The sequence below is a fragment of the Streptomyces sp. NPDC048416 genome (genome assembly GCF_043200435.1).
In the GTDB taxonomy this organism is placed as follows: domain Bacteria; phylum Actinomycetota; class Actinomycetes; order Streptomycetales; family Streptomycetaceae; genus Streptomyces.
Genome location: NZ_JBICXU010000012.1, coordinates 133,207 through 155,506 on the forward strand (window position 1 = coordinate 133,207; position 22,300 = coordinate 155,506).

Sequence of the window (22,300 nt, forward strand, 5' to 3'; positions counted from 1 at the left end):
CCCATCCGTTCCCTTCCCCGCCGCCGCGTTCCTTCCCGCCAGCCCGGGCGGACCGCGCGGAAGTCGACGTGCAGACAAAAGGAGCCCCGCCATGAAAGACACCCAGGCATCCATGGACGCCCTGAGGCAGGCCGGTGACGAACTCGCCGACGCCACCGTCGCCGAGCTGTTCGAGCGCGGGGAGGTGGGCACGTTCAACACCCTGATGCGCTACGTCTCCACCGCCGGCGCTCCGCTGCCGGACGGCCTGCCCGCCGTGGCGCGGGAGTACCTTGCGGCCACGAGCGTCCCACCCGCCTGGGTGGACTGGGGCGAGATGGAGAAGGCCCGGCTGTTCTTCATCGACAACAATGTGCACATCTCCACCGCACTGTCCTTCGCCTCCATGCCCGCCTGCTACGTCGTTCCGCATGTGGCGAAGTTGTTGTCGGCCACGCATGGGCTGAAGTACCCGTCCAAGAGAATGGCGGAGACCGGCCAGTTCACCGTCTACCTGATGCAGCCGGATGCCTTCGAGGCCGGCAGCCGTTTCATCCCCGCGGCGCAGAAGGTGCGCCTCCTGCACGCCTCCATCCGCCACCACCTCAAGCGCGAGAACCAGTGGGACACCGCCGCGTTCGGCACGCCGATCTGCCAGGAGGACATGATCGGCGGGCAGATGTTCTTCTCGCTGGTCGTCCTGGACAGCCTGCACCGCCTCGGCATCCACATGTCGACGGAGGGCGCGGAGGCCTATTACTACGCGTGGCGTGTGGTGGGCGCCATGCTCGGCATCGACCAGGACGCCGTACCGGCGACCCTGGAGGAGGCGCGTCGTTTCCTCGACCTGTACATGATCCGGCACATGGGCCCGTCCGATGAGGGCGCGGAGCTGACCCGCCAACTCATCGACCTCTACGAGGAGATCGTCCCCGGCACCTTCTTCGACCCGATCGTCTCCGCCCTCATCCGCCATCTCGTCGGCGACACCTGCGCGGATTGGCTCCAGGTCCCCCGTACCCCCTGGGACACCGTCGTCAAGGCGGTCCCCCACCTCCTGGGCGTCCTGGAAACCATCGAGGACCGTTCCCCGCTCGGCGCCTGGGCACTGGACCGCCTCGGCCACCTCACCGCCGTGTTCGAGCTGTCCTCCCTCACCCGCGGACGCGTCATGCACTACGCCATCCCGGAACAGCTGAAGAAGGACTACGGCATCTCCAACACGGTCCCCCGCACACACCGCTGGACCCCGCCTGCGGCAACGGTCGGCTGACGCGTCCCCGCGGCGCGTTGGGGAGTTGGGCAATCAGGGTGCGAGACGTCCGGGGGCGGAGCGGCCGACTGCCATGGCGCACACCCCCCGCCGCGTGACTTCGGCTACGGGACATTCCAGGCGGAGATGCACGGCTGCCCGTCCTCGATGGCCAGGAAGCTGAGGGTGCCTGGATGCGGGTGGCCGAGCAACCGTGCGGCCTACGCGTCGAGACCAAGCCAACGAACGGCGAGGACGCGTGCCGGATGACCATGGGCGACGACAGCGACGTCCCCCTCGTCCACCATCGGCCGGATCCGGTCGAGCACCGCGTCCGTACGCGCGGCCACCTGCCGAAGCTCCTCACCGGGGTGAGCGGCGTCGCCCGGAACCACACCGTGCAGCCACAGGTCCCAGCCCGCGCTCCGCTCCCGGATCTGCGTCGCGGTCAGGCCCTCATATTCGCCGTAGTCCCACTCCAGCAGATCAGGGTCGGGCCTGACGCCAGTCAGCCCTGCCGGCTCGGCGGTCCGTATGGCACGGCTCAACGGGCTGCTGAACACGCCGACCAGCCGGCACCGGGCCAACCTCGGCGCGAGCGCCCGAGCCGCCACCTCACCGGCCTCGGTCAACGGAACGTCGGTACGGCCGGCATGCCGACCCGACAGACTCCACTCGGTCTGCCCATGCCTGATCAAGATCAGTTCCCCCATGGCCGACCACGTTGTCCGACGAGGCGACCGGCCCCGTTCATACGTCAAGCCGGCCTCGGCGAAGGCGAGTTCAACCTCCGCTGTTCGCCCATGCCGCACGAGTAACCTTCCTCGGATTCCGCGGGATCGGCATGCAGTTGACAAGCCCGGTGGGAGGGCGTGATGACAAGTCCGCATCAAGGTGGCCTCGTACGTCATCCGCCGCTTGAGGACGACGTACGCACCACCGACCAGGGGTGGGCACGGGTCGACGGCCCCGGCGGACTGTTCGGCCCCGCGACAGTGCGCTGGTATCCGACCGTGCAATGGTTCAACGGGGAGGGCTTTGCCGACCTGCTTCGTTCGACGTCGCTGTACCGGAGGCTCGGTCACGACGTCCGTGAACCCCTGCTAGACGCCATCGCCGAGCGCATTCGCACGCACATGGGCGACCGGGTCTCGCGTCGTTACCTGAGCGTCCTGCGGGTCGGGCAACGGTCCAAGTGAACCCAGGGGCGGCCCAGAGTGGGCCGAGGTCCGGAAAGCCGTAGTGCTGAGGTAATTCCGGCGTTGGGCGGGCTGGGCGTTGGCGTTACTCGCGGGAGTTCCTCGCGGGGATTACCCGTGGGGAACTCCCGCGGACCTGAGCGTTCACGGCGGGACGTGCGTCGGCGCTGTCGGCGCCGAGGGCTGCCAGCAGGCGCAACCCGTCCTCGGCGGGGCCGCCTGGGGCCGCGGACAGGACCAGCAGCTCCCTGCCCGGCGCGTCGGGCAGGGCGAAGTTCTCCTGGTGCAGTTCGAGGAGTCCGACCAGCGGATGGCGGTACGCCCTGCGTCCATGGGTGCGGGCACGTACGTCCGCGCGGGCCCAGAGGCGGCGGAACCGCTCGCTGCCCATCGCCAACTCACCGATGAGGGACGCCAGTCGGGGGTCGTCGGGGTATTGGCCCGCCGCCAGGCGCAGGTGCCCGACCACATCGCGCGTGCATGTCTCCCAGTCCGCGTACAGGCGGCGCTCGGCCTCTTCGAGGAAGATGTGCCGGGCGGTGTTCAGGCCCGGCAGCGCCCGGCCGAAGAGCAGCTGCGCGAGGCGGTTCCCGGCGAGCACGTCCAGCCGGTGGTCCATGATCAGCGCGGGTGCGTCGGTGACCAGGTCGAGGACGCGCAGCAGTTCCGGACGGACTCGGCCGCCCGGCGCCTTCGCGCGGCGCCTTCGCTGCCGCGCGAGCCGGTCGAGATGCCCACGTTCGGTCTCGTCGAGGCCGAGGACACGGGCGAGCGCGTCAAGGACCTGTTCGGAGGGCTGAGTCGCGCGCCCCTGCTCCAGACGTACGTAGTAGTCGACGCTGACCCCGGAAAGGTGCGCCACCTCCTCGCGACGCAGCCCTTCGACCCGGCGGCGACTGTCGGTGGGGATATCGACGGACGCCGGGTCGACCCGGGCACGCCGGGTCCGCAGGAAGCTCGCAAGGTCGTCCATGCCTCCCATTATGGCCGGGGCAGTGGCCGTGAAGGTGGTACTGCCATTCCCAGGAAGTCCGGTCCGGTGGTTGAACCGCCCCTGCACGCCGGACGCTTCGGCGTCCAGGATCGAAGGCATCCGACCCCGAGGAGTTCTCATGAAGACGCTGATCGTCCACGCCCACCCGGAGCCCAAGTCGCTCAACAGCTCGCTGAAGGACCTCGCGGTGTCCACGCTGGAGAACGCCGGGCACGAGGTACGGGTGAGTGACCTGTACGCGATGAACTGGAAGGCGGTCGTGGACGCGACCGATTACGGCCCCGCCGCATCGAGCCCGCTCCAGGTCGCCCGGGACTCGGGCCGGGCCTTCGACACCGGGACACTCAGCCCGGACGTCCGCGCCGAGCAGGAGAAGCTGCTGTGGGCCGACACGATCATCTTCCAGTTCCCGCTGTGGTGGTACACGATGCCGGCCATCCTCAAGGGCTGGGTGGACCGGGTGTTCACCTTCCACTTCGCGTACGGCGTCGGCGAACACAGCGACACCAAGTACGGAGAGCGCTTCGGCGAGGGAACTCTCGCGGGCAGGCGAGCCCTGCTGTCGGTGACGGTCGGCGGCCCCGAGTCGCACTACGGCGCCCGCGGAATCAACGGGCCCATCGACGATCTGCTGTTCCCGATCCACCACGGCATCCTTTACTACCCGGGCCTTGAGGTGCTGCCGCCGTTCGTGCTGCACGGCGCCGACCGGATGACCGCCGAGGACTACCCGGGCGTCGCCAAGGCGTGGCAACAGCGCCTGCACACCCTGGAGTCGACCGACCCGATCCCGTTCCGGCGGCAGAACTTCGGTGATTACGCGATCCCGTCGCTGCACCTGAAGGAGGGCCTTGAGCCCGCGGGCCGGACGGGTTTCGGGCTGCACACGCGCGGCTGACCGCCGCCGCCAGTGCGTCTTCGAGGGAAGGGGCCGGCGCGTTGTAATCGCCCTGCGGCGTGGTTCCCGCCCGTGGGGCGGCCTCGGTGTGGGGATCTAGCTCGGTTTGCAGGTGTGGCAAGGGCTGCGGCTGCCGGTGCGGTTGCGGCAACCGCAGCTGCTGCGGTGGAGGCGCATCCCCCGGGCCCGGGGGATGCGTCGCAGCCCGTGTGGAATCGGTGGGTTTTGTCGTAGGTCTGTAACGGGGCGATCGGGACGCAACGGACGGCTCCGCCACCTCATCTGGCTAGTCAGCACGGTGCACCGGGCGTCGTTGCGAAGGGGCCGGTCTCCCCTTGCGCGGGGAGACCCATGGAAGGGGAAGTCCATGACCAGGACGAAGAAGACCGGGATGAAGGCGCGGGGCCGCCGGATGGCGGTGGTCGGTGCGATGGGTCTGGCCACCGGCGCGCTGGGGCTGTCCTCAGTGACTCTGGCCGCCGCGCCGACCTTGGCCAAGGGGGCTGTGGAGATCACGGCACCGCGCACTGCCCAAGTCGGCAAAACCATCGACGTCAAGGCGCACGGCGGTGACGACAGCGCCGGTTATCTGCACCAGCTGTGCCTGGAGGAGAACGGCTTCGGCGAGGGATGGCACCAGGAGACATGCAGCGCCGCCGTCAAGGGTGACGCGAAAGTCACGGCACAGGGCACCTCCGCGCGCCGCGGCGACCTGCGGTTCCGTGCGGTCCTGTACGGCTTGACCAGCAAGCACGACCAGAAGCCGGTGCGCTTGCACACCTCCGATGTGGTGACGGTGCACGTCCGCTGAGCGCGGGCGCGGCCGTGGGCAGCCGGCGCGACCGCTGCCCACGACCGCGCGGTACTGCGCCCGTTGCGCGATGCCCGTCCTCGGCCTTCCGGATGCCCGTCCTCGGCCTTCCGAACGTCGCTTCCGGCGGGGGCGTCGCACGAGGCGGCCCGCCCCCGCATGATGGCGGGCCCTGCCCCACGCATCATCCGACCGGCAGCGAGCCCGCAGCAGCCCCCCGCCCGGGGACGACACCCCCGGACCATGGAGTCGCGTACCGCACCACGCTCCGGATCGTCGTCATCCTCCGGCTCCGGACAGGACGTCGAACCGGACTCAGTCGCTCCGTCGCCCGACGATCGACATCAGCAGTCCATGGGTGTCGGCATCGGCGGCCACCACAAGTCCGCGGCCCTCGGGGCCGGTTGGGGCCCCGTCGATCCCGGTGACCACGCAACCCGCGGCTCGGCACAGGGCGATTCCGGCTGCGAAGTGCACGCTCCCGGACAGGTCGCCGCCATCAGTGATGTACGCCGCCCGCTTGCCCGCCGCGACCCAGGCCAGGGCCAGCGTCGTGGACACCACGCGCGGCCGGAACCGTTCGACGAACGCGGCATCGGACAGCACATCCACGGCACGGAACCCGGGGGCGCCCGGGAAGGGGGGATCCAGGTTGACGTCCACCAACTGAGTGGCCCGCGTGGGGGACAGCCGCGTGTCGGAGCCGTCGTGCCGGACCCAGGCGCTCTCACCATCGGTGAAGAAGACCTCGCCACTGAACGGGTCGGCCACGGCCGCCGGCCCCTCGCGCAGCGCCACATTGACAGCCACCAGCATGTTGCCGACGGCGTAGTTCAACGTGCCGCACAGGGGGTCCACCAGCCATTCGCGCGCCGCGCCCGCGACGCCCTGCCGCCCGCCCTCTTCGCCGAGCACGGCGTCGCCTGGCCGGGCGCCGCGGATGACGCCGAGGATCGCCCGCTCCGCTTCCACGTCGGCGGCGGTGGCGAAGTCCCCTGCGCCCTTGTCGATACGCGTGAGTTGCCTGCCGTAGAGGCTGCGCACCACGTCCGCGCCGGCACGTGCCGCGGCTATCGCTACTTCGGTGTCATCAAGGTCCGCGAGTGAGGCGATCACGTCACGCAGACTACCCGCGACCTCGCCGGCCGCATCGGCCGCATCGGCCCATCGGCCGCCCGAGCCCGCACAGCGTGCGCCGTCACCATCGCCGTCACCGCTGTCACCGTCTTCGTCGCCGGCCAGGCGATCGACTGGCCGGCCAGCCGACCGAAGGAGGCATGTGTGCTGTTCACAGCTCCGCAGCCCGACCGCGCACCAAGAGGTTCTGCGTCCCGAGGCCGATGGCCAGGTACGCGTACAAGGAGACGGCGCCCAGCAGTCCCACGCCTTCCGCGTGGTCGATCCACAGCCCCAGGCCGAGGTGGGTGGCCGCGGAGGCCACCCAGAGGGCGCTCGTGACCGGCGTTCCCTTGCGCATCACCCCGTCCTGCGGATCACGCCAGACCCGTACGGTCCGCGCCCGGGCCACCCCGAATCCCGCCGCTACAGCGAGACTTGCCAACAGGAGGAGGAGGGGCAACACGGTCAGGGACCGATCCCTGACGACCGATGCGACACCGAATCCGATGGCCACGACCCCCAGGACCGCCAGGACCACCGGCGCGACCAGCGAGCCGTTGCGCCGCACCGGCCGGGTGCGTAACTGCCGCCTCACGACCAGTGCGACGACCACCCCGGCCATGACAAGTGTGGCCTCACCGTTCGATCCCTGCATGTGTCCACTCCCCCATCGTGATGCACGGTGCCCGAGCTGTAGCGCCTGCCGATGATCGCCCACCGCGCGGGAACGTCCACCTTAGGGGCACGGCAGGGAGGGCCGGCCGAGGGCGGCCCTCGCAGATGCCGACCGCACTCGTACGCGTACCGAAACCCTGACCCGCGCCCCGGACACGCACCCCGCACCACACCCCGCGCCGAGACCCCCACACCACACCAGACCCACACCCACCCCCGCCACACCCCGGTAGCCGATCCGAGGTGACCCGCCCTCACACCGCCCTCGATCACAGCTTGGTAACGTCCCGTCACTCCTCTAGCTGTAACATTTCACATATCACATGATGCCTTCCATGAGAAAAGTCCTGGCTCTGCTCTCGGCAGCCGCAGCCGTCATAGCCCTCACCAGTACGTCCGCAGGCGCCACGCCCGGCGCCGCCGCCCAGGAGGACACCGGGCAGGGAAAGCTCGTATGGAGCTCCTGCGACGACGCGACCACGCCTGCGCTCCAATGCGCGATGCTCGACGTGCCGGTGGACTACGCCCATCCGAACGGCCGCAAGATCAAGATCAAGGTGAACCGGCTCCCCGCCACCGCGCCCAAGAGCAAGCAGCAGGGGCCGATCCTGCTCAACCCCGGCGGCCCGGGGGATTCCGGGCTCTGGATGCCGGCGTACATCGCCGGTCAGATCCCCAAGGACGTCGCCTCGACCTACGACTGGATCGGCTTCGACCCGCGCGGGACCAACGGCAGCGAGCCCCATGTCGTCTGCGACGCCCACTACTTCGACGGCGAGCGGCCCGACTACCAGGTGAGCCAGGGCACTTCGAAGGCATGGCTGGCGAAAGCGGCGGGCTACGCCGCCGACTGCGCGGCCGACTGGTCCTGGCTCATGCCGCACATGACCACGGTCGACAGCGCACGGGACATGGACAGCATCAGGCGGGCACTGGGAGCTCCCAAGATCAATTTCTACGGCGGCTCCTGGGGCACCTCGCTGGGCTCGACGTACGGCCAGCTCTTCCCGTCCCACGTCCGGCGCATGGTCCTGGACAGCATCGTCGGCCCCACCATCAGCTGGTACGACCACAACATCCTCCAGGACAAGGAGCACCAGCGCCGCTTCGACGCCTTCGCGGCCTGGACGGCCAAGGCCGACTCCGTCTACCACCTGGGTACGGACGCCGCCGCCGTCGAGAAGGCGTACCAGCAGGTCGAGGCGGGCCTGCGGAGCACCCCTGTCGACGCCGCGCCGGCGCCGGGCAAGATCGGCCCCGCCGAGTTCGAGGACACCTTCTACGGCGGTGGCTACAACTTCCTGCGCTGGCCCCGGATGGCCACCGTGCTCTCGGCGTACCTCACCCATCACGACACCCAGCCCCTGAACGAGGCGTACAACCGCTACGCGGCTCCGGGCGGCGACGACGGTACGTTCCCGGCGTACAACGCGGCGCAGTGCACCGAGAACGCCTGGCCGCGTGACTGGGACTTCTGGCAGAAGGACCAGGCCAAGGTCAACGCATCGGCGCCCTTCTACACCTACAACAACATGTGGTTCAACGCCGCCTGCATGTTCTGGCCCCACCAGGGCGACACGGCGGGCCGCATGAAGATCACCGGTAAGGGCCTTCCGCCCGTGCTGCTCTTCCAGGCCACCGAGGACGCGGCCACCCCGTACGAGGGCGGGCTCGCCATGCATGACGCGCTGCCCGGTTCGAAGCTGGTCGTCCAGAACGGCGGCAGCTTCCACGAGATCCTGTTCCACGGCGACGCCTGCCTGGACGACACCTTCACCGACTACCTTCGCGACGGCACCCTGCCCAAGGGTCACGGTCGCATCGCCAAGACGTGCGCCCCCGAGCCCGAGCCCGCCCCCAGCTATGTGGCCTCGCAGCCCTCCCTCAAGGCGAAGGGCGCCACTCCCACCACTGCCCTGCCGGCCACCGACCCGGAAGCCGTCCACGGCGTCCTGCGGTAGTCGACGCCTCAACCCCCTTCAGCGCGACGGCCGTTGAGACCCGCTCAACGGCCGTCGGACCGATCCCCGGGCCATCGCGACAGTCACACACAGGCGTGATGGCGTTCATGCCTGACCGAGAACGCGAATCCGTGACCGCGCACTGCCCCCACTGGCCCGCCGGACCAGAGCGGGGACGGCACTGTCGTCCTGGTAGGCATCGGTTCCACCCAGCGACATGCAGCGGTTATGGTGCGCCACCGGCTTCGTGCTCCAGTCGCATCGAACTGGGGAAGCACCCGCCAGGGGCGGTCGAGTCAACGGGAACAGATCACGCTGACGAGAGTGAACGATGCGTAGAACGGCCCCTGGGAAAGGCCGGCAAACCAGCGATCGCCTCGGCTTCGGTCAATGTGGTCCTCGGCGATGGCTTTTCCCATATTGCGGCCGAGGCCCAGCATGTGGTCCGCCTCATGGAAGTCACGGAACACCGGCGTCGTGGCGAGCACAGTCTCGACATGGAAGCCTGCCTGCACGGCGAGGCGTGCGAGGCTGCGCCCGACGGTCGCATTGCGGACCACTTCTGCGGTGGTGTAGCGGGTGAAGGCGCGGCTCGTCTCCAGATCCTCAGCGTCGACGATCAAGGTGTCCCAGTCAGGTTCAGCAAGCCCGATCCGGGCGCCTGGCCGGGTTGCGCGATGAAGTTGCGCAAGTGCGTCTGCGGGGTCGGCGACATGCATGAGCACTCGGTCGATCTTGGCCCGGTCCACCGTGCCCGGCTCGACGGGCAGGTCATGCACGTCTCCTTCCCGAATCTGCACCCGTTGCAGCCCGTGCGTGCGTTCGCGAGCCTGCCTGAGCATGGCCGGGTCGCGGTCCACGCCGATTACGGTGCCACTGCCACCGACACGTTCTGCCAGCGCCGGCAGATCGGTGCCAGGGCCACACCCCGCGTCCAGGACGGTCTGGCCCGCCCGGACGTCCAACAGGTCCAGCATCTGCTGTTTGTACGCACGGCCCGCGTCACCGGCAGCGGCCCGCAACATGTACGAAGCCTGGTCGGGACGGGGTGCTCCAAGAGTCGATGACATGCGGGCCATTCAAACACTGCGGTCTCCCTCTGATGTCGCTGTCGCGCGTTCTGGCTCGACTCCTGTGACCCGGCCACGCCGAGTGGCGCCGCAGCTTCTCCGGGTGGCCCGGTCGCATCGGCTGCGTGGGTCCAACCTGTGGCTGCCCACTGGCGTGCCGAGCGCCGCACGAAGGGTTGCTCGCCGGATGGAGGTCCGCCGGTTCGCCCGCGGTGACTCGGGGTGCGTACGCCGGACCTCCGTCATGCAACGACGCGGCCCCCGCCCACAGTCGCCGAGCCCGGCCCGGCCGCGGGGGCCCGAGGGGTCGTCGTACGGCGCGTGCGAGCATGGGGGTGCCGCATCGGACAGGGGGACTCATGGGCACGCAAGCCACCGGCACATCCGACGACACCCGCTTCACCTTCCACTCCTGGCATCCGGTCGCGGCGGGGTGTGTGCTCGGCGCGCTCGCGCTCTGGGAGCGCTGGCAGGCGTCCCAGGGAGGCCGCCGGTACGTGTTGTGTCATCACTCGGCGCGCTTGGACCATCTCACCCTGATCGCTCTGGTGCTGATCGCGGTCGCCCTCGTGGTGTCCCTGGCGGGTGCGATCGCGGCCGACTCCCGTCGCGCCGGGGCCTCCGGCAAGCTCGTCGCCGGCTGCCTGGTGGCCGTGCTCGCTCTCGTGGTGGCCGCCGACACGGTGGATACGGCCGGTGAACGGCTGGCGGGGCGGCTCACGACGGCGGAGCCGTTCGAGCCCAGCACCTGCGACTACGCCCCGCAGGACTACTCGGCCACTCCGGGCTGGTTCACGTGGTGACGGGCCATCAGTTCTCGCGTCGGGAACCCGTGCGGGAATAGTCGGGAACCCGTGCGGGCAGAGGGGGACCCGCAAGCCACGCTGAGGGTGCACGGCGTCAACAGCGCGACCTACGTGGGGAGTTGGATACGCGGGCTGCTTCCCGCATCGGGCAATCGCGTCGTGAGCGGGCCCGCGCCGTCGGCGTGAGCTGAGCCCGGAGCGCAGTCGCAACTCACGATGTCCGGGCAGCAGGGGCGTGATCGCGAAGGGGGCGGCGTGCGTTCCCGCGCCGGAGCGCCCTCAAGCGCGCCCGCTGCTCGCTTCGTTCATGTCTACTCCGTCTGCGCGCAAAAAAAAGACCCGCCGCATGTTTGGAGCGACTGAAGCCGCTTTCCAGGTTTTTCGAACAGAGCGTTCCGCTATGCACCGTCCGGGGAATGGGCGGTTCCCCTTTCCTCTGTCACGCTGAAGCCGCAGCATGCCAAGGCGAAATGCCAGGATGAATACGCGATAGGGGAGCTATGTCGGTCGATACGGGTGCGGAGACGGCCGAGACCGCCCCAAGTGGGCAGCAGAGTCTCGGAACGGCCGCCGCGCGGAACTTGGCGACCACCACCAAGTCCGCTCCGCAGATGCAGGAGATCAGCTCACGCTGGCTGCTGCGGACGCTGCCGTGGGTTCCCGTGCAGGGTGGCACGTACCGGGTCAACAGGCGGTTGACCTACACCGTCGGGGACGGACGGGTCGAGTTCATCCAGACCGGCGGCCACGTGCAGGTCATCCCCGCCGAGCTCGGCGAGCTCCCCGCACTGCGCGACTACGACGACGTCGAGGCCCTGACCGAGCTGGCGAATCGTTGCACGCAGCGGGAGTTCGCCGCAGGGGCGGTCATCGCCAGTGCCGGCGCCGCGACGGACCGGGTGTATCTGCTGGCCCACGGCCGGGTGGGAAAGGTGGGTGCCGGCCCCTACGGTGACGAGACGGAGCTGGGATTCCTCGCGGACGGCGCCTACTTCGGCGACCGGGCCCTGGTGGACGCCGAGGCCGAGTGGGAGTACACCGTCCGCGCCACGACGGCCTGCACGGTGCTTGAGCTCACCCGGGCCGACGTCCTCAACCTCGCCGAACGCACCGAGAGCCTGAACCGCCAACTCGCCGCGTGGTCCGAGCAGCCGGAGCGAGCGACCAACAAGTACGGCGAAGCGGCGATCGACCTGTCGGCCGGCCACGTCGGTGAAGCCGTCATCCCGCACACGTACGTCGACTACGAGAGCGCACCCCGCCAGTACGAACTCTCCGTGGCACAGACCGTCCTGAAGGTCCACAGCCGCGTCGCCGACCTGTACAACCAGCCGATGAACCAGACCGAGCACCAGCTCAGGCTGACGGTCGAGGCGCTGCGCGAGCGCCAGGAGTACGAGCTCGTCAACAATCGCGAGTTCGGCCTGCTCAGCAACTGCGACTACGGACAGCGGATCCAGCCGCACGACGGTGTGCCGAGCCCCGACGACATGGACGAACTGCTCTCGCGTCGGCGCGGCTCCAAGCTCTTCCTCGCCCACCCCCGCGCCATCGCCGCCTTCGGACGCGAGTGCAACAAGCGCGGCCTGGTACCCGAGTCCGTGGACGTCGACGGACACCGGCTGCCGGCGTGGCGCGGCGTGCCGATCTACCCCTGCGGGAAGATCCCCCTCAGTGAGGCGCGTACGACGTCGATCATCTGCATGCGTACCGGCGAGGACCAGCAGGGCGTCATCGGCCTGCGGCAGACGGGCCTCCCGGACGAGATCGAGCCGGGTCTTTCCGTGCGGTTCATGGGCATCGACGAGCAGGCGATCATCTCCTACCTGGTCACGGCGTACTACTCCGCCGCGATCCTGGTGCCGGACGCGCTCGGCGTCCTGGAGAACGTGGAAGTCAGCCGCTGGCGCTGACGCGTCCGCAACGCCCCTCGGCCCCTTCCCTTCACCGTGCCGGCAGCGCGGTACGACCGAGACGCGCCGCACCTCGTTGCCCTGCGCCGGTCCGGATGTGAAGGGGCCGCCGCTCCCGGGTCCGGCGGATGCCGGGCCCGGCGATGTCGGCCGTGCCGGGCCCCCGTGCCGGGCACACCCCGCCGAAGCCGTCATGGACGCTTTGGAGTGTGCTCAGTCCTGCTGGGCACCTCTTCGGGCTGCCCGTGCCCTGCGGCGGGCCGGGCGACATACCGGGTGCGCGGTTACGGGCCCACGCGCCTCAGCTCCTGAAGCCGGCCTCACGCTGTCGCGCCCCCGTCACGGGCACGCCGCGCATGAGGGTCACCATGATGGTCAAGTGACGCTGGGTCAGGGTGAGTTGGGGCAGCCGGGCCCCGGAACTGGAGCGACCGCCGGGCTCCGCGAAGGGCCGACATGTCGCCCCGCTCTCCGGCGGGCCGGCGCCGGCCCAAGACGCCGCAGGGCACGGCGACGCGAAAGCCCGGCTCTCCTTCCGGGTGCCAGGGCGCGCGCTCGGAACACTTCGCCTCACTCAAGGAGCAAGGATGCCCGTTCCCGACCTCAGTCCGGGGCCGTCCCACATGATCCCGCACGGCTCGGTGGCAGAACCCGTCACGCCTGATGTCGCCGACGTCGCGTGTGCGCCGCTCACGGTCGAAACGCTGGTCGCGGTCGAAGCACCGGTCACGGTCGAGGCGCCGGTCCCGCCTCCCGGTGCGCCTGCGGACTCCACCCAGGGTCGTGAAACCCCGTCCTCCTCGGCGCCCGAGGGCACAGGCGTCGATCCGGTGCAGGAGGGCCGGCCGCCCGCGGGCCCGGTCATCGGCCCCGAGGTGCTGGAACGTGTCCTGCGCGGCCCGAACGGCCTGGGCACGAGCGGCCTGCGCCTGGCGCCGCGCGCCGAACCTGCGGCGTCCGCCACCGCGGTGCCTGGGCTCTACCACCACGCGGTGGCGGAGCCCGACCCGGTGCGTGTGGCGGAGGTGAGCCGCAGGATCAAGGACTGGGCGGTCCACGAGGTCGAGCTGTATCCGCCGGAGTGGGAGGACCAGTTCGACGGATTCGCGCTGGGCCGGTACATGGTCGCCTGCCATCCCGACGCACCCACCATTGATCACCTGATGATCGCGACGCGGCTCATGGCCGCGGAGAACGCGGTCGACGACTGCTACTGCGAGGACCATGGCGGTTCGCCCGTGGGTCTCGGCGGACGCCTTCTGCTGGCGCACACCGCCCTCGACCCGCTCCACACCACACGGGAACACCAGTCGCCCTGGGCGCAGTCCCTGCTCAGCGACGCCCCGCGGCGCGCCTACCGCTCCGCCATGGACTACCTGGTGCAGGCCGCCAGCGCCTCGCAGGCGGACCGCTACCGCCACGACATGGCCCGCCTGCACCTGGGCTACCTCGCCGAGGCGGCCTGGGCGCAGACGGAGTACATGCCCGAGGTCTGGGAGTACCTGGCGATGCGGCAGTTCAACAACTTCCGTCCGTGCCCCACCATCACGGACACGGTCGGAGGCTACGAACTGCCCGCGGACCTCCATGCGCGGCCCGCCATGCAGAGGGTCATCGCGCTCGCTTCCAACGCCACCACCATCGTCAACGACCTGTACTCCTACACCAAGGAACTCACCGCCCCCGGTGTGCATCTGAACCTGCCCGTGGTGATCGCCGAACACGACAAGTGCGGTGCCCGCGAGGCGTACCTCAAAGCGGTCGAGGTCCACAACGAGCTCATGCACGAGTTCGAGGCCGAGGCCCTGGCGCTCGCCGCGTCCTGCCCCGCCCCACAGGTGATCCGGTTCCTGCGCGGGGTGGCGGCCTGGGTCGACGGCAACCACCACTGGCACCAGACGAACACCTACCGCTACACCCTGCCCGACTTCTGGTAAACGAAGGGGACCCACCGTGTCCACCAATGTCGAAACCACCACCAGCGCCGCGGCCATCCCCGCACCGGCCACGCCCTACCAGGACGACATCGCCCGCTACTGGGACCACGAGGCCCGGCCGGTCAATCTGCGCCTCGGCGACGTCGACGGCCTCTACCACCACCACTACGGCATCGGGGACGTCGACCAGTCCGCGCTCGCGGGGCCAGGCGCCGCCGACCGGGAGTCGAAGCTCGTCGCCGAGCTCCACCGTCTGGAGTCCGCCCAGTCGGACCTGCTCCTTGACCACTTGGGCCCCATCGGGCAGGGCGCCACCCTGGTGGACGCCGGCTGCGGCCGCGGCGGCTCCATGGTCATGGCCCACCAGCGCTTCCAGTGCAAGGTCGAGGGCGTCACGCTCTCCGCCAAGCAGGCCGACTTCGCCAACCAGCGGGCCCGCGACCTCGGCATCGACAGCTCCGTCCGAGCCCGCGTCCGCAACATGCTCGACATGCCGTTCGCGACGGGGCAGGTGGCCGGCTCGTGGAACAACGAGTCGAGCATGTACGTCGACCTGCACGACCTCTTCGCCGAGCACTCCCGCATCCTCACCCCCGGCGGCCGGTACGTGACCATCACCGGTTGCTGGAACCCGGCCTACGGCCAGCCCTCCAAGTGGGTGTCGCAGATCAACGCGCACTTCGAGTGCAACATCCACTCGCGTCGCGAATACCTGCGGGCCATGGCCGACAACCGGCTTGTCCCGCAGGCGATCATCGACCTGACCCCGGCGACACTGCCGTACTGGGAGCTCCGGGCCACCTCGTCCCTGGTCACGGGCATCGAGGAGGCGTTCATCAACTCCTACAAGGACGGGTCCTTCCAGTACGTCCTCATCGCGGCCGACCGCGTCTGAGCCAGACGGTCCTGGCGGCCCCCGTCGTGGGGCCGGTGCTTCACAGAGCTCCTGGTGGACGGTGTGCCCTCGCGGTGCGCCGGGCCACCAGGAGCTCGGCGTTTCACGAACACCCCGTCGGGGGCCCCCTGTTGCGCGTACGACGGTGGCGAAAGCCCGCGTCCGGCGGGCGACCCCACGGCGAAAGACCGGCGGCCCGGACGTGGACGCCGTTTACGGGACGGGGTTGGGGGCAGGCGCGGTTCGTGCTTCGGACCGTAGGCACGCCCGCGGGACCCGCACGCCCTCGGCGCGTCAGGTCCTGACGCGGCTCGGGGAGGGCCCGGCGGTCAGTCATGACGACCGTTCCCGACGCCCAAGGAGCTCTCCATGCCCGCTACCGCCCAGCGCCGCAAGCGGAACCATCACGACGCTCCCGACACCGCGACCGCCTTCGCACGCCTGGAGACCCTTGGTGCGGGGCCCGAACGCGACGCCCTGCGCGATGAACTCGTGGTCCGGTGGATGCCGATGGCCCAGCGCCTTGCGGGCAAGTACCGCAACCGCGGTGCGGAGATCGAGGATCTGTGTCAGGTCGCGGCGATGGGCCTGGTCAAGGCCGTGGACCGGTACGAGGCCGCGCGGGGCGCGTTCGAGGCGTACGCGATACCCACCATCAACGGGGAACTCAAGCGGCACTTCCGCGACTCCCTGTGGGCGGTCCACGTTCCGCGCCGGGTGCAGGAACTCCGCAACAAGGTGCGCACCGCGCGTCGTGACCTCAAGGACGCACAGCCCGGCGAGCCCAGCATCGCGGAACTCGCCGCCCACTGTGGCCTCGACGAGCAGGAAGTCCGCGACGGGCTGGAAGCCATCGACTCGTTCAGGACCCTCTCGCTGGACGCCGAGTCCCGCCCCGACGGCGGCGACGGGGACGGGCTGTCCCTCGCCGACAGTCTCGGCTCGACCGAACCCGGCTTCGACACGGTCCTGGAGCGCGAGGCGGTCAGGCCCGCCCTGAGGGCGCTGCCGGAGCGCGAGTCCCGGATCCTGTACATGCGCTTCTTCCACGACATGACGCAGCATCAGATCGCCACGGAACTCGGCATCTCGCAGATGCATGTCTCCCGCCTGATCAGCCGCACCTGTTCCCGCGTCCGCAGCCAGGCCTTGGCCGAACACCGTGAAGCGGCCTGACCCCGCACTCGGGGGTCGACGCACCGTGACTGGTTTCCGCGCACCCGATCCCCCGCAGTGGTCTCCTCGTAATCGAGTGGAGGCTTGAGCCGACCGTCGGTAAAGATCGCGTCATGCCCATCTTCCTGAAGACCGAGCGGCTGGTGCTGCGTCCCTTCACCGGCACCGACGCCGACGTCGACCGCCTCTTCGCCCTGGACAACGACCCCGATGTGATGCGCTTCATCAACGGCGGGCGCCCCACGACGCGCGAGGCGATCCGGACGCGGACCCTCCCCCGTCTCCGCCATGACTGTCCCTGCTGGGAGGACCGCGGTTACTGGGCCGCGGAGGAGCGCTCCAGCGGGACCTTCCTGGGCTGGTTCGAGTTCTGCCCCCTCGACGACGACAGCCCGGCCGTCGTCGAACTCGGCTATCGGCTCAACAAGGCGGCCTGGGGCCGGGGTTACGCCACGGAGGGCTCCCGAGCGCTGGTCGACAAGGGGTTCACCGACCTCGGGGTGGAGCGGGTCACCGCGAACACCATGACGGTGAACACCGGGTCCCGGCGCGTGATGGAGAAGGTAGGGCTGCGGTTCCTGCGGAGCTTCACCGGGGACTGGCCTGACGCGATCCCGGGGTCCGAGCACGGCGAAGTCGAGTACCAACTGACCAGGGCGGACTGGCAGTCGGTTCCCCGTGGCGCCGGGCAGGCCCCGGAGGAGAACGCAGCCGACGCGGCTCTCTTCGGGCGAGGCGCACCCGGTCAAGACTGGTAATTAAACCGGGCGGTATGTACCTTCGAGCCTGCGAGAGGCGTGCCGGCAGCGCACGCTCGGCGACGCGCACCCTCTCGCCTCGCCGAAAGCGGACTCTGGGGGCGTCATGTCAACGAGTGCATTCCGGTTCCACGCACCGCTGGACCCGGCGAGCGCCGTCGAGGGCACGAAGTCAGCCGGGCCCGCCATGCTCCGCCGTCCGCGCCTGACCACGACGGTGCCCCAGGAGTATGTGCACCGTGCCGCGGTCGCCGAGGTTCTGCTCACCGGTTGGGAGCAGCTGGACGGCACCCGGTTCCGCATCACCGCGCAGCTGCCGCGGAGTCACAGTTTCTATCCGCCCGTCGGCGGGACCCACTACGACCCGCTGATGGTGACCGAGGCGATCCGTCAGGCCGGTGCTCTGCTCGCACACGCGGGATTCGACGTGCCGCTCGGCCATCAGTTCCTGATGAAGGACATGACGGTGTCCGTGCGGCCCGAGTACCTGCGCGTGGGCGACACACCCGCGGCTCTCGACATGGACGTCACGTGCAGCGACGTGAAGTGGCGTCGGCAGGCGTTCGCCGGGACCCGCTACGACGCGGTGATCCGGCGCGACGGAGAGACGGTGGCGACCGGCGGTGCCACGTACACGTGCATGTCTCCGCAGGTGTACCGGCGGGTCCGCGGTGGGCGGCGGGAGTTCGGCGGCCGGATGGCGCCGGAGCTGACCGCTCCCCTCGCGCCGCGGCTCGTGGGCCGGGTGTCGCCCTTCGACGTCGTCCTCTCCCCCGCACTCTCCCCCGGTCTCTCCCCGGCGGCGGAGGCCGGCTGTTGGCGGCTGCGGCTTGACACCCATCACCCCATACTCTTCGACCACCCGGTCGACCACGTGCCGGGGATGGTCCTGCTGGAGGCCGCCCGGCAGGCCGCGACCGTGGTGCTGCGGCGTTCGCATGCGCGGCATTCGGCGCTGTTGCCCGTACACATCGAGAGCGAGTTCCTGCGCTACACCGAGTGGGACGCCCCCTGCGTCATCGAGGCCTGCCGGGTCCCGGACGGTCAGCGGGAGGACGCGGTCCTGGTGACCGGCGTACAGAACGGCGAACAGGCCTTCAGCTGCCTCATCACCGCGTCGGCCGCACACATTTGACGGCGTGTCAGGTCTGATCGGCGCCACCCCCCTCCTCCCCGTCGAGGCCGGCCGTGTCACTCGCTTCGCGCCGAGGGACTTCCCGCCGAGAAAGCCGCGGCGTGGTCGATGGACCAGGTGGCGAAGGACCGGGCGGGTTGCCCGGTGACGGTCACCAGGGTGGGATCCACTGCCGCCTTGGCGCCCTCCAGCTGACGCCGGGCACTGTGCAGGAGCGCTGCGGCGACGGGCTCGGGATGGCGCCGCGTCCAGGCGGCGACGGCCTCGTCCGCGGAAAGCTCCTCGAAGCGCAGCGCGACGCCCAGCGCGCGGGCGAGCAGGCGGGTCTGCTGGATGGCGGTGACCGGCTCGGGGCCGGTCAGCGTGTACGAGCGGGAGTGGTGTCCGGTCCCGGTGAGTGCCTGCACGGCGGCGTCGGCCACGTCGCGAGGGTCGACGCAGGCGTTGGCAGAGCTGCCGTACAGCGCGCGCACCACACCGTCGGAGCGTATGGCGGGCGCCCAGGACAGGGTGTTGGACATGAAGGAGCGGGGGCGGAGCAGCGTCCAGGCCATGCCGCTCGAACGGACCAGTCGTTCGTTGGCGCGCTGCCAGGAGGTGATGAGGTCGTCGGCCTGCGGGTCCTGGACCGCGGCCGCCGAGAGCTTCACGATGTGCTGGACACCGGCGGCGCGGGCGGCCGCCAGGAACCGCGCGTCGTCGTCGCCCGCCACGCGGGTGGTGACCAGGAAGGCGCTTCGCACCCCGCGCAGGGCGCGGTCGAGGGAGGCACGGTCACCGTAATCGCCCTGGACGACCTCGGTCCGATGGTGGGTCGTGACAACGCGGGGCGGGGTCCGCGTGAGGGCGCGTACGTCCAGGTCCGCGGGGAGGCGGTCGAGAACCTGCCGGCCCACCGTGCCGGTCGCTCCGGTGATGAGGATCATCGGCGTCACGCCCCCGTGCGAAGGGTCGTCGCTTTCAGGATTCTGGTCATGTTCTCCTCCAAAATGGCTCAGCATGTGTCGAGGCCTGCCAACTGCCGGGCGGTAAGATACGAACCTGACGGTTTCTTTGCATGGACCTCCAGGGGGTTCATCGACCCGGAGCGAGGACAGTGGCCAAGCAGGACAGGGCAATCCGTACGCGGCGGTCGATCCTCGAAGCGGCGGCCAAGGTGTTCGAAGAGCATGGCTACCAGGCCGCCACCATCTCCGAGATCCTGAACGTCGCGGGTGTCACCAAGGGCGCACTGTACTTCCACTTCCAGTCCAAGGAGCACCTGGCCCTGGGGCTGCTCGACGAGCAGGACGAGGGACTGACCGTTCCTCCCCGGTCGTGCAAGGTCCAGGAAGTCGTCGATGTCATCGTGCTGTTCACCCATCGGCTGCGGACGAGCCGGATGGTGCGCGCCAGTGTGCATCTGACGCTGGATCAGCAGGCGTCGGGCCTGGACCGCAGCGGACCGTTCCTGGCGTGGGGCGAGATGATGCGCGGCCTGCTGCGGGAGGCCCAGCAGCAGGGTGAGCTCCTGCCGCACGTGGTGACGGACGAGACGGCGGACGTACTGGTGGGCTCGTACGCCGGGATCCAGGCCATGTCGCACGCGCTGAGCGACTATCAGGACCTCGGGCAGCGGGTGACCACGCTGCTGCGGCACATTCTGCCGAGCGTGGTGATCTCCTCCGTGCTGACCTCGGTCGACCTGTCCGCCGAACGCGGTGCGCACGTGTATGCCGAGGCGCAGCGGAATCTGGCCCGGGCGCAGGTGGAGTCCGATGAGCACGCCGAGAGCGGCCTCACGGCGGCGGCAGGCTGACACTGACCCGGAGCCCGAGGCCCCCGGCAGAAAGCGCATCGTCTCCCGTGCGGGATGTACGCTGACGCGAACGGTGTACGCACCGAGTACGCACCGACCGACAGCGTGCGCTCGCTGCCAGAGCGCTTCGCTGAAGCTCTTTCCTCGCGCAGGTCGCGAGACGATGAAGGAGGCGGAATGCCTGGCGCCGAGCAGCGGCCCATTCCATCGGTGTGGGTCCGTCCCCGCGAGCGGCGCGAGCAGCCGGCTCTGAGCCGCGAGTACATCGTCGCGGAGGCCGTACGTCTGCTGGACGCGGAGGGAATCGCCGCGCTCAGCATGCGCAAGCTCGGCACCCGGCTCGACGCGGGAGCCACCTCGCTCTACCGCCATGTGGCCAACAAGGACGAGCTCATCGAGCTGGTCGTGGACGAGGTGTACGGCGAGCCGGCCGAGCCTGACACCGACCGGACCGCGCACTGGCGCGAGACCACGGTGCTGCGCGCCCACGCCCTGAGGGCGATGATCCTTCGGCACCCCTGGATCGCCTCCGTACTCGGCGAGGTCGGCGTCGCCCACCTCGGCCCCAACGTGATGCGCCTGTCGGACCGCATGATCGCGACCTTCGAGGAAGCCGGATTCCCGCTCGGCGAGGCGGACCACGCGGTGCGCGCGCTCTTCGCGTACGTCACGGGGACGGCGATCAGCGAGGCGGCGTGGCTGACGATGCTCACCCGCGTGGGAGAGACCGAGCAGGAGTGGGTCAAACGCCTGTGGCCGGCGGCCGAACAGGCCGCACAGGACTATCCGCGGCTGCGGAAGGGGTACGCCGACCAGCGGGGCAAGGATCCGAAGGCTGCGCGGGACGAGAACTTCGCGTACGGGCTCGATCGCTTCCTTGACGGGCTGGAGGCCCGCCTCGCCCACACGGCCACGGGCCCGCCAACTCCCTAGCGGGCGCGCCCGGTTCGGCGCCTCGGCGAGGGGGCTCTCAGGGCGACAGGGTCCTTCGACGGATCGGCTCATGGATGAGCTGAGGGATCGGCTGAGGGGTCGGCCCCGGTGGCTGCGCACCCGCTGCCGACCTCGGGAAACCGCGCGCACGGTTTGATATTCTCCTGGGGCCGGCCGGCAGAAGCGGTGTTTCCGCTCAGGCCGGGCGCCGGTGGTGGGCTTGCAGCGGCTGCACCTGACGGCGACCCGCCGTTCGGCGCACGGCTGCCCCAATGCCCCCACGCAGTGACGGAGCGCCTTGATGGCCGTACAGGAACGCGCGTTACGCACGCGCAACGCGTTGATCGAGGCCGCCGCCGCCCTGTTCGACCGGGACGGATTCGAGACGGTGTCACTCGCCGCGATCAGCGCCCATGCCGGGGTGAGCAATGGCGCGCTCCACTTCCATTTCGCGAGCAAGGCCGCCTTGGCCGACGCGGTCCGCGAAGCGGCTGCGCGCCGGCTGCGGCGGATCACCGAGGACGGTCCGGCGCGGCGGGGAGCGCTACAGACATTGGTCGACGCCAGCCACGCACTGGCACGGGGTTTCCAGGACGACGTGGTGTTGCGGGCGGGGTTCGACCTGGAGGAAGACCCGGACTCGTCGCGCGTGGGCGGGGATCTGCACCGGGAGTGGCAGAGCTGGGTGGAGGCGGCGTTCGCGCGGGCCGACCGGGAGGGAGCGCTGATGCGGGGCGTCTCGGCGCAGGACGCGGCGCTCATGGTGGTGGGGGCGATGACCGGATTCGAGGAGCTGGGCGGGCAGGACGCACGGTGGCTTTCGTCGGCCACACTGACAGGATTCTGGGCGCTGCTGCTTCCGCGCCTCGCGCACGGACCGGTCCTCGACCAGCTGGTCGCCTCGGGCACCGCGCCCGAGGCTCACTGAGCAGCGCGGCGCCCCCGCGAGCTGCCGCTCAACTCCCTTGCGGAGCCCACGGGTTCGCCTCGC

20 protein-coding genes and 1 pseudogene are annotated in these 22,300 nt (G+C 69.9%); 15 read left to right on the forward strand and 6 right to left on the reverse strand.

The window, feature by feature from the left end; translation table 11 throughout:
- The first annotated feature begins 91 nt into the window (after window positions 1-91).
- Window positions 92-1,252 carry an oxygenase MpaB family protein gene (locus ACGFW5_RS18015; RefSeq protein WP_393835200.1) on the forward strand — a complete coding sequence of 387 codons (1,161 nt, stop codon included), beginning with the start codon at window positions 92-94 and terminating at the stop codon, window positions 1,250-1,252.
- 104 nt (window positions 1,253-1,356) lie between these two features.
- Here ACGFW5_RS18015 and ACGFW5_RS18020 read toward each other — a convergent pair.
- Window positions 1,357-1,944: pseudogene (locus ACGFW5_RS18020) on the reverse strand (histidine phosphatase family protein).
- 162 nt (window positions 1,945-2,106) lie between these two features.
- Between ACGFW5_RS18020 and ACGFW5_RS18025 the strand changes: the two are divergent.
- Window positions 2,107-2,430: a hypothetical protein gene (locus ACGFW5_RS18025; protein WP_393835201.1), complete on the forward strand. Its 324-nt coding sequence runs from the start codon at window positions 2,107-2,109 to the stop codon at window positions 2,428-2,430.
- 85 nt (window positions 2,431-2,515) lie between these two features.
- Here the strand turns inward: ACGFW5_RS18025 and ACGFW5_RS18030 are convergent, their stop codons facing one another.
- Window positions 2,516-3,403: a helix-turn-helix transcriptional regulator gene (locus ACGFW5_RS18030; protein WP_393835202.1), complete on the reverse strand. Its 888-nt coding sequence runs from the start codon at window positions 3,401-3,403 to the stop codon at window positions 2,516-2,518.
- 139 nt (window positions 3,404-3,542) lie between these two features.
- Between ACGFW5_RS18030 and ACGFW5_RS18035 the strand changes: the two genes are divergently transcribed.
- Both ACGFW5_RS18035 and ACGFW5_RS18040 read left to right on the forward strand, forming a co-directional pair.
- Window positions 3,543-4,322, forward strand: coding sequence for an NAD(P)H-dependent oxidoreductase (locus tag ACGFW5_RS18035; RefSeq protein WP_393835203.1), 780 nt, complete (start codon window positions 3,543-3,545; stop codon window positions 4,320-4,322).
- Between the two features lie 367 nt (window positions 4,323-4,689).
- Complete coding sequence (locus ACGFW5_RS18040) at window positions 4,690-5,133, forward strand: hypothetical protein (protein ID WP_393835204.1); 444 nt, start codon at window positions 4,690-4,692, stop codon at window positions 5,131-5,133.
- Window positions 5,134-5,448: 315 nt separating this feature from the next.
- Here the strand turns inward: ACGFW5_RS18040 and ACGFW5_RS18045 are convergent, their stop codons facing one another.
- Together ACGFW5_RS18045 and ACGFW5_RS18050 are read right to left on the reverse strand one after the other, a co-directional pair.
- Window positions 5,449-6,249: an inositol monophosphatase family protein gene (locus ACGFW5_RS18045; RefSeq protein WP_393835205.1), complete on the reverse strand. Its 801-nt coding sequence runs from the start codon at window positions 6,247-6,249 to the stop codon at window positions 5,449-5,451.
- Between the two features lie 172 nt (window positions 6,250-6,421).
- Window positions 6,422-6,907, reverse strand: coding sequence for a hypothetical protein (locus tag ACGFW5_RS18050; RefSeq protein ID WP_393835206.1), 486 nt, complete (start codon window positions 6,905-6,907; stop codon window positions 6,422-6,424).
- Between the two features lie 355 nt (window positions 6,908-7,262).
- Between ACGFW5_RS18050 and ACGFW5_RS18055 the strand changes: the two genes are divergently transcribed.
- Window positions 7,263-8,888 carry an alpha/beta hydrolase gene (locus ACGFW5_RS18055; RefSeq protein WP_393835207.1) on the forward strand — a complete coding sequence of 542 codons (1,626 nt, stop codon included), beginning with the start codon at window positions 7,263-7,265 and terminating at the stop codon, window positions 8,886-8,888.
- A gap of 296 nt (window positions 8,889-9,184) precedes the next feature.
- On the opposite strand, the gene ACGFW5_RS18060 is transcribed toward ACGFW5_RS18055, so the two are convergent.
- Window positions 9,185-9,967 (reverse strand): methyltransferase domain-containing protein, encoded by a 783-nt coding sequence (locus ACGFW5_RS18060; RefSeq protein WP_393835208.1) that lies wholly within the window; start codon window positions 9,965-9,967, stop codon window positions 9,185-9,187.
- 350 nt (window positions 9,968-10,317) lie between these two features.
- Here ACGFW5_RS18060 and ACGFW5_RS18065 point away from each other — a divergent pair, with 350 nt between their 5' ends.
- The 7 genes from ACGFW5_RS18065 (at window position 10,318) to ACGFW5_RS18095 (ending at window position 18,578) form a co-directional block, all read left to right on the forward strand.
- A complete protein-coding gene (locus ACGFW5_RS18065) occupies window positions 10,318-10,761 on the forward strand; it encodes a hypothetical protein (protein WP_393835209.1) in 444 nt (147 codons plus the stop codon).
- A gap of 503 nt (window positions 10,762-11,264) precedes the next feature.
- Window positions 11,265-12,677 (forward strand): family 2B encapsulin nanocompartment shell protein, encoded by a 1,413-nt coding sequence (locus ACGFW5_RS18070; RefSeq protein ID WP_393835210.1) that lies wholly within the window; start codon window positions 11,265-11,267, stop codon window positions 12,675-12,677.
- 587 nt (window positions 12,678-13,264) lie between these two features.
- Window positions 13,265-14,614, forward strand: coding sequence for a family 2 encapsulin nanocompartment cargo protein terpene cyclase (locus tag ACGFW5_RS18075; protein ID WP_393835211.1), 1,350 nt, complete (start codon window positions 13,265-13,267; stop codon window positions 14,612-14,614).
- A 16-nt stretch (window positions 14,615-14,630) separates the two neighbouring features.
- Window positions 14,631-15,509 (forward strand): geranyl diphosphate 2-C-methyltransferase, encoded by an 879-nt coding sequence (locus tag ACGFW5_RS18080; RefSeq protein WP_393835212.1) that lies wholly within the window; start codon window positions 14,631-14,633, stop codon window positions 15,507-15,509.
- Window positions 15,510-15,878: 369 nt separating this feature from the next.
- A complete protein-coding gene (locus ACGFW5_RS18085; protein WP_393835213.1) occupies window positions 15,879-16,685 on the forward strand; it encodes a SigB/SigF/SigG family RNA polymerase sigma factor in 807 nt (268 codons plus the stop codon).
- Between the two features lie 113 nt (window positions 16,686-16,798).
- Window positions 16,799-17,443, forward strand: coding sequence for a GNAT family N-acetyltransferase (locus tag ACGFW5_RS18090; RefSeq protein ID WP_393835214.1), 645 nt, complete (start codon window positions 16,799-16,801; stop codon window positions 17,441-17,443).
- Window positions 17,444-17,549: 106 nt separating this feature from the next.
- Window positions 17,550-18,578, forward strand: a complete 1,029-nt coding sequence (locus ACGFW5_RS18095) for a ScbA/BarX family gamma-butyrolactone biosynthesis protein (protein WP_393835215.1) — start codon at window positions 17,550-17,552, stop codon at window positions 18,576-18,578.
- Window positions 18,579-18,634: 56 nt separating this feature from the next.
- Here ACGFW5_RS18095 and ACGFW5_RS18100 read toward each other — a convergent pair whose 3' ends face one another.
- Window positions 18,635-19,504: an NAD(P)H-binding protein gene (locus ACGFW5_RS18100; RefSeq protein ID WP_393835274.1), complete on the reverse strand. Its 870-nt coding sequence runs from the start codon at window positions 19,502-19,504 to the stop codon at window positions 18,635-18,637.
- 170 nt (window positions 19,505-19,674) lie between these two features.
- On the opposite strand from ACGFW5_RS18100, the gene ACGFW5_RS18105 reads away from it, so the two are divergent.
- The 3 genes from ACGFW5_RS18105 to ACGFW5_RS18115 all read left to right on the forward strand — a co-directional run bounded on the left by ACGFW5_RS18105 (window position 19,675) and on the right by ACGFW5_RS18115 (window position 22,237).
- Window positions 19,675-20,376, forward strand: a complete 702-nt coding sequence (locus ACGFW5_RS18105; protein WP_393835216.1) for a ScbR family autoregulator-binding transcription factor — start codon at window positions 19,675-19,677, stop codon at window positions 20,374-20,376.
- A 177-nt stretch (window positions 20,377-20,553) separates the two neighbouring features.
- Window positions 20,554-21,309: a TetR/AcrR family transcriptional regulator gene (locus ACGFW5_RS18110; protein ID WP_393835217.1), complete on the forward strand. Its 756-nt coding sequence runs from the start codon at window positions 20,554-20,556 to the stop codon at window positions 21,307-21,309.
- Window positions 21,310-21,610: 301 nt separating this feature from the next.
- Complete coding sequence (locus tag ACGFW5_RS18115) at window positions 21,611-22,237, forward strand: ScbR family autoregulator-binding transcription factor (protein WP_393835218.1); 627 nt, start codon at window positions 21,611-21,613, stop codon at window positions 22,235-22,237.
- Window positions 22,238-22,300: the final 63 nt, after the last annotated feature.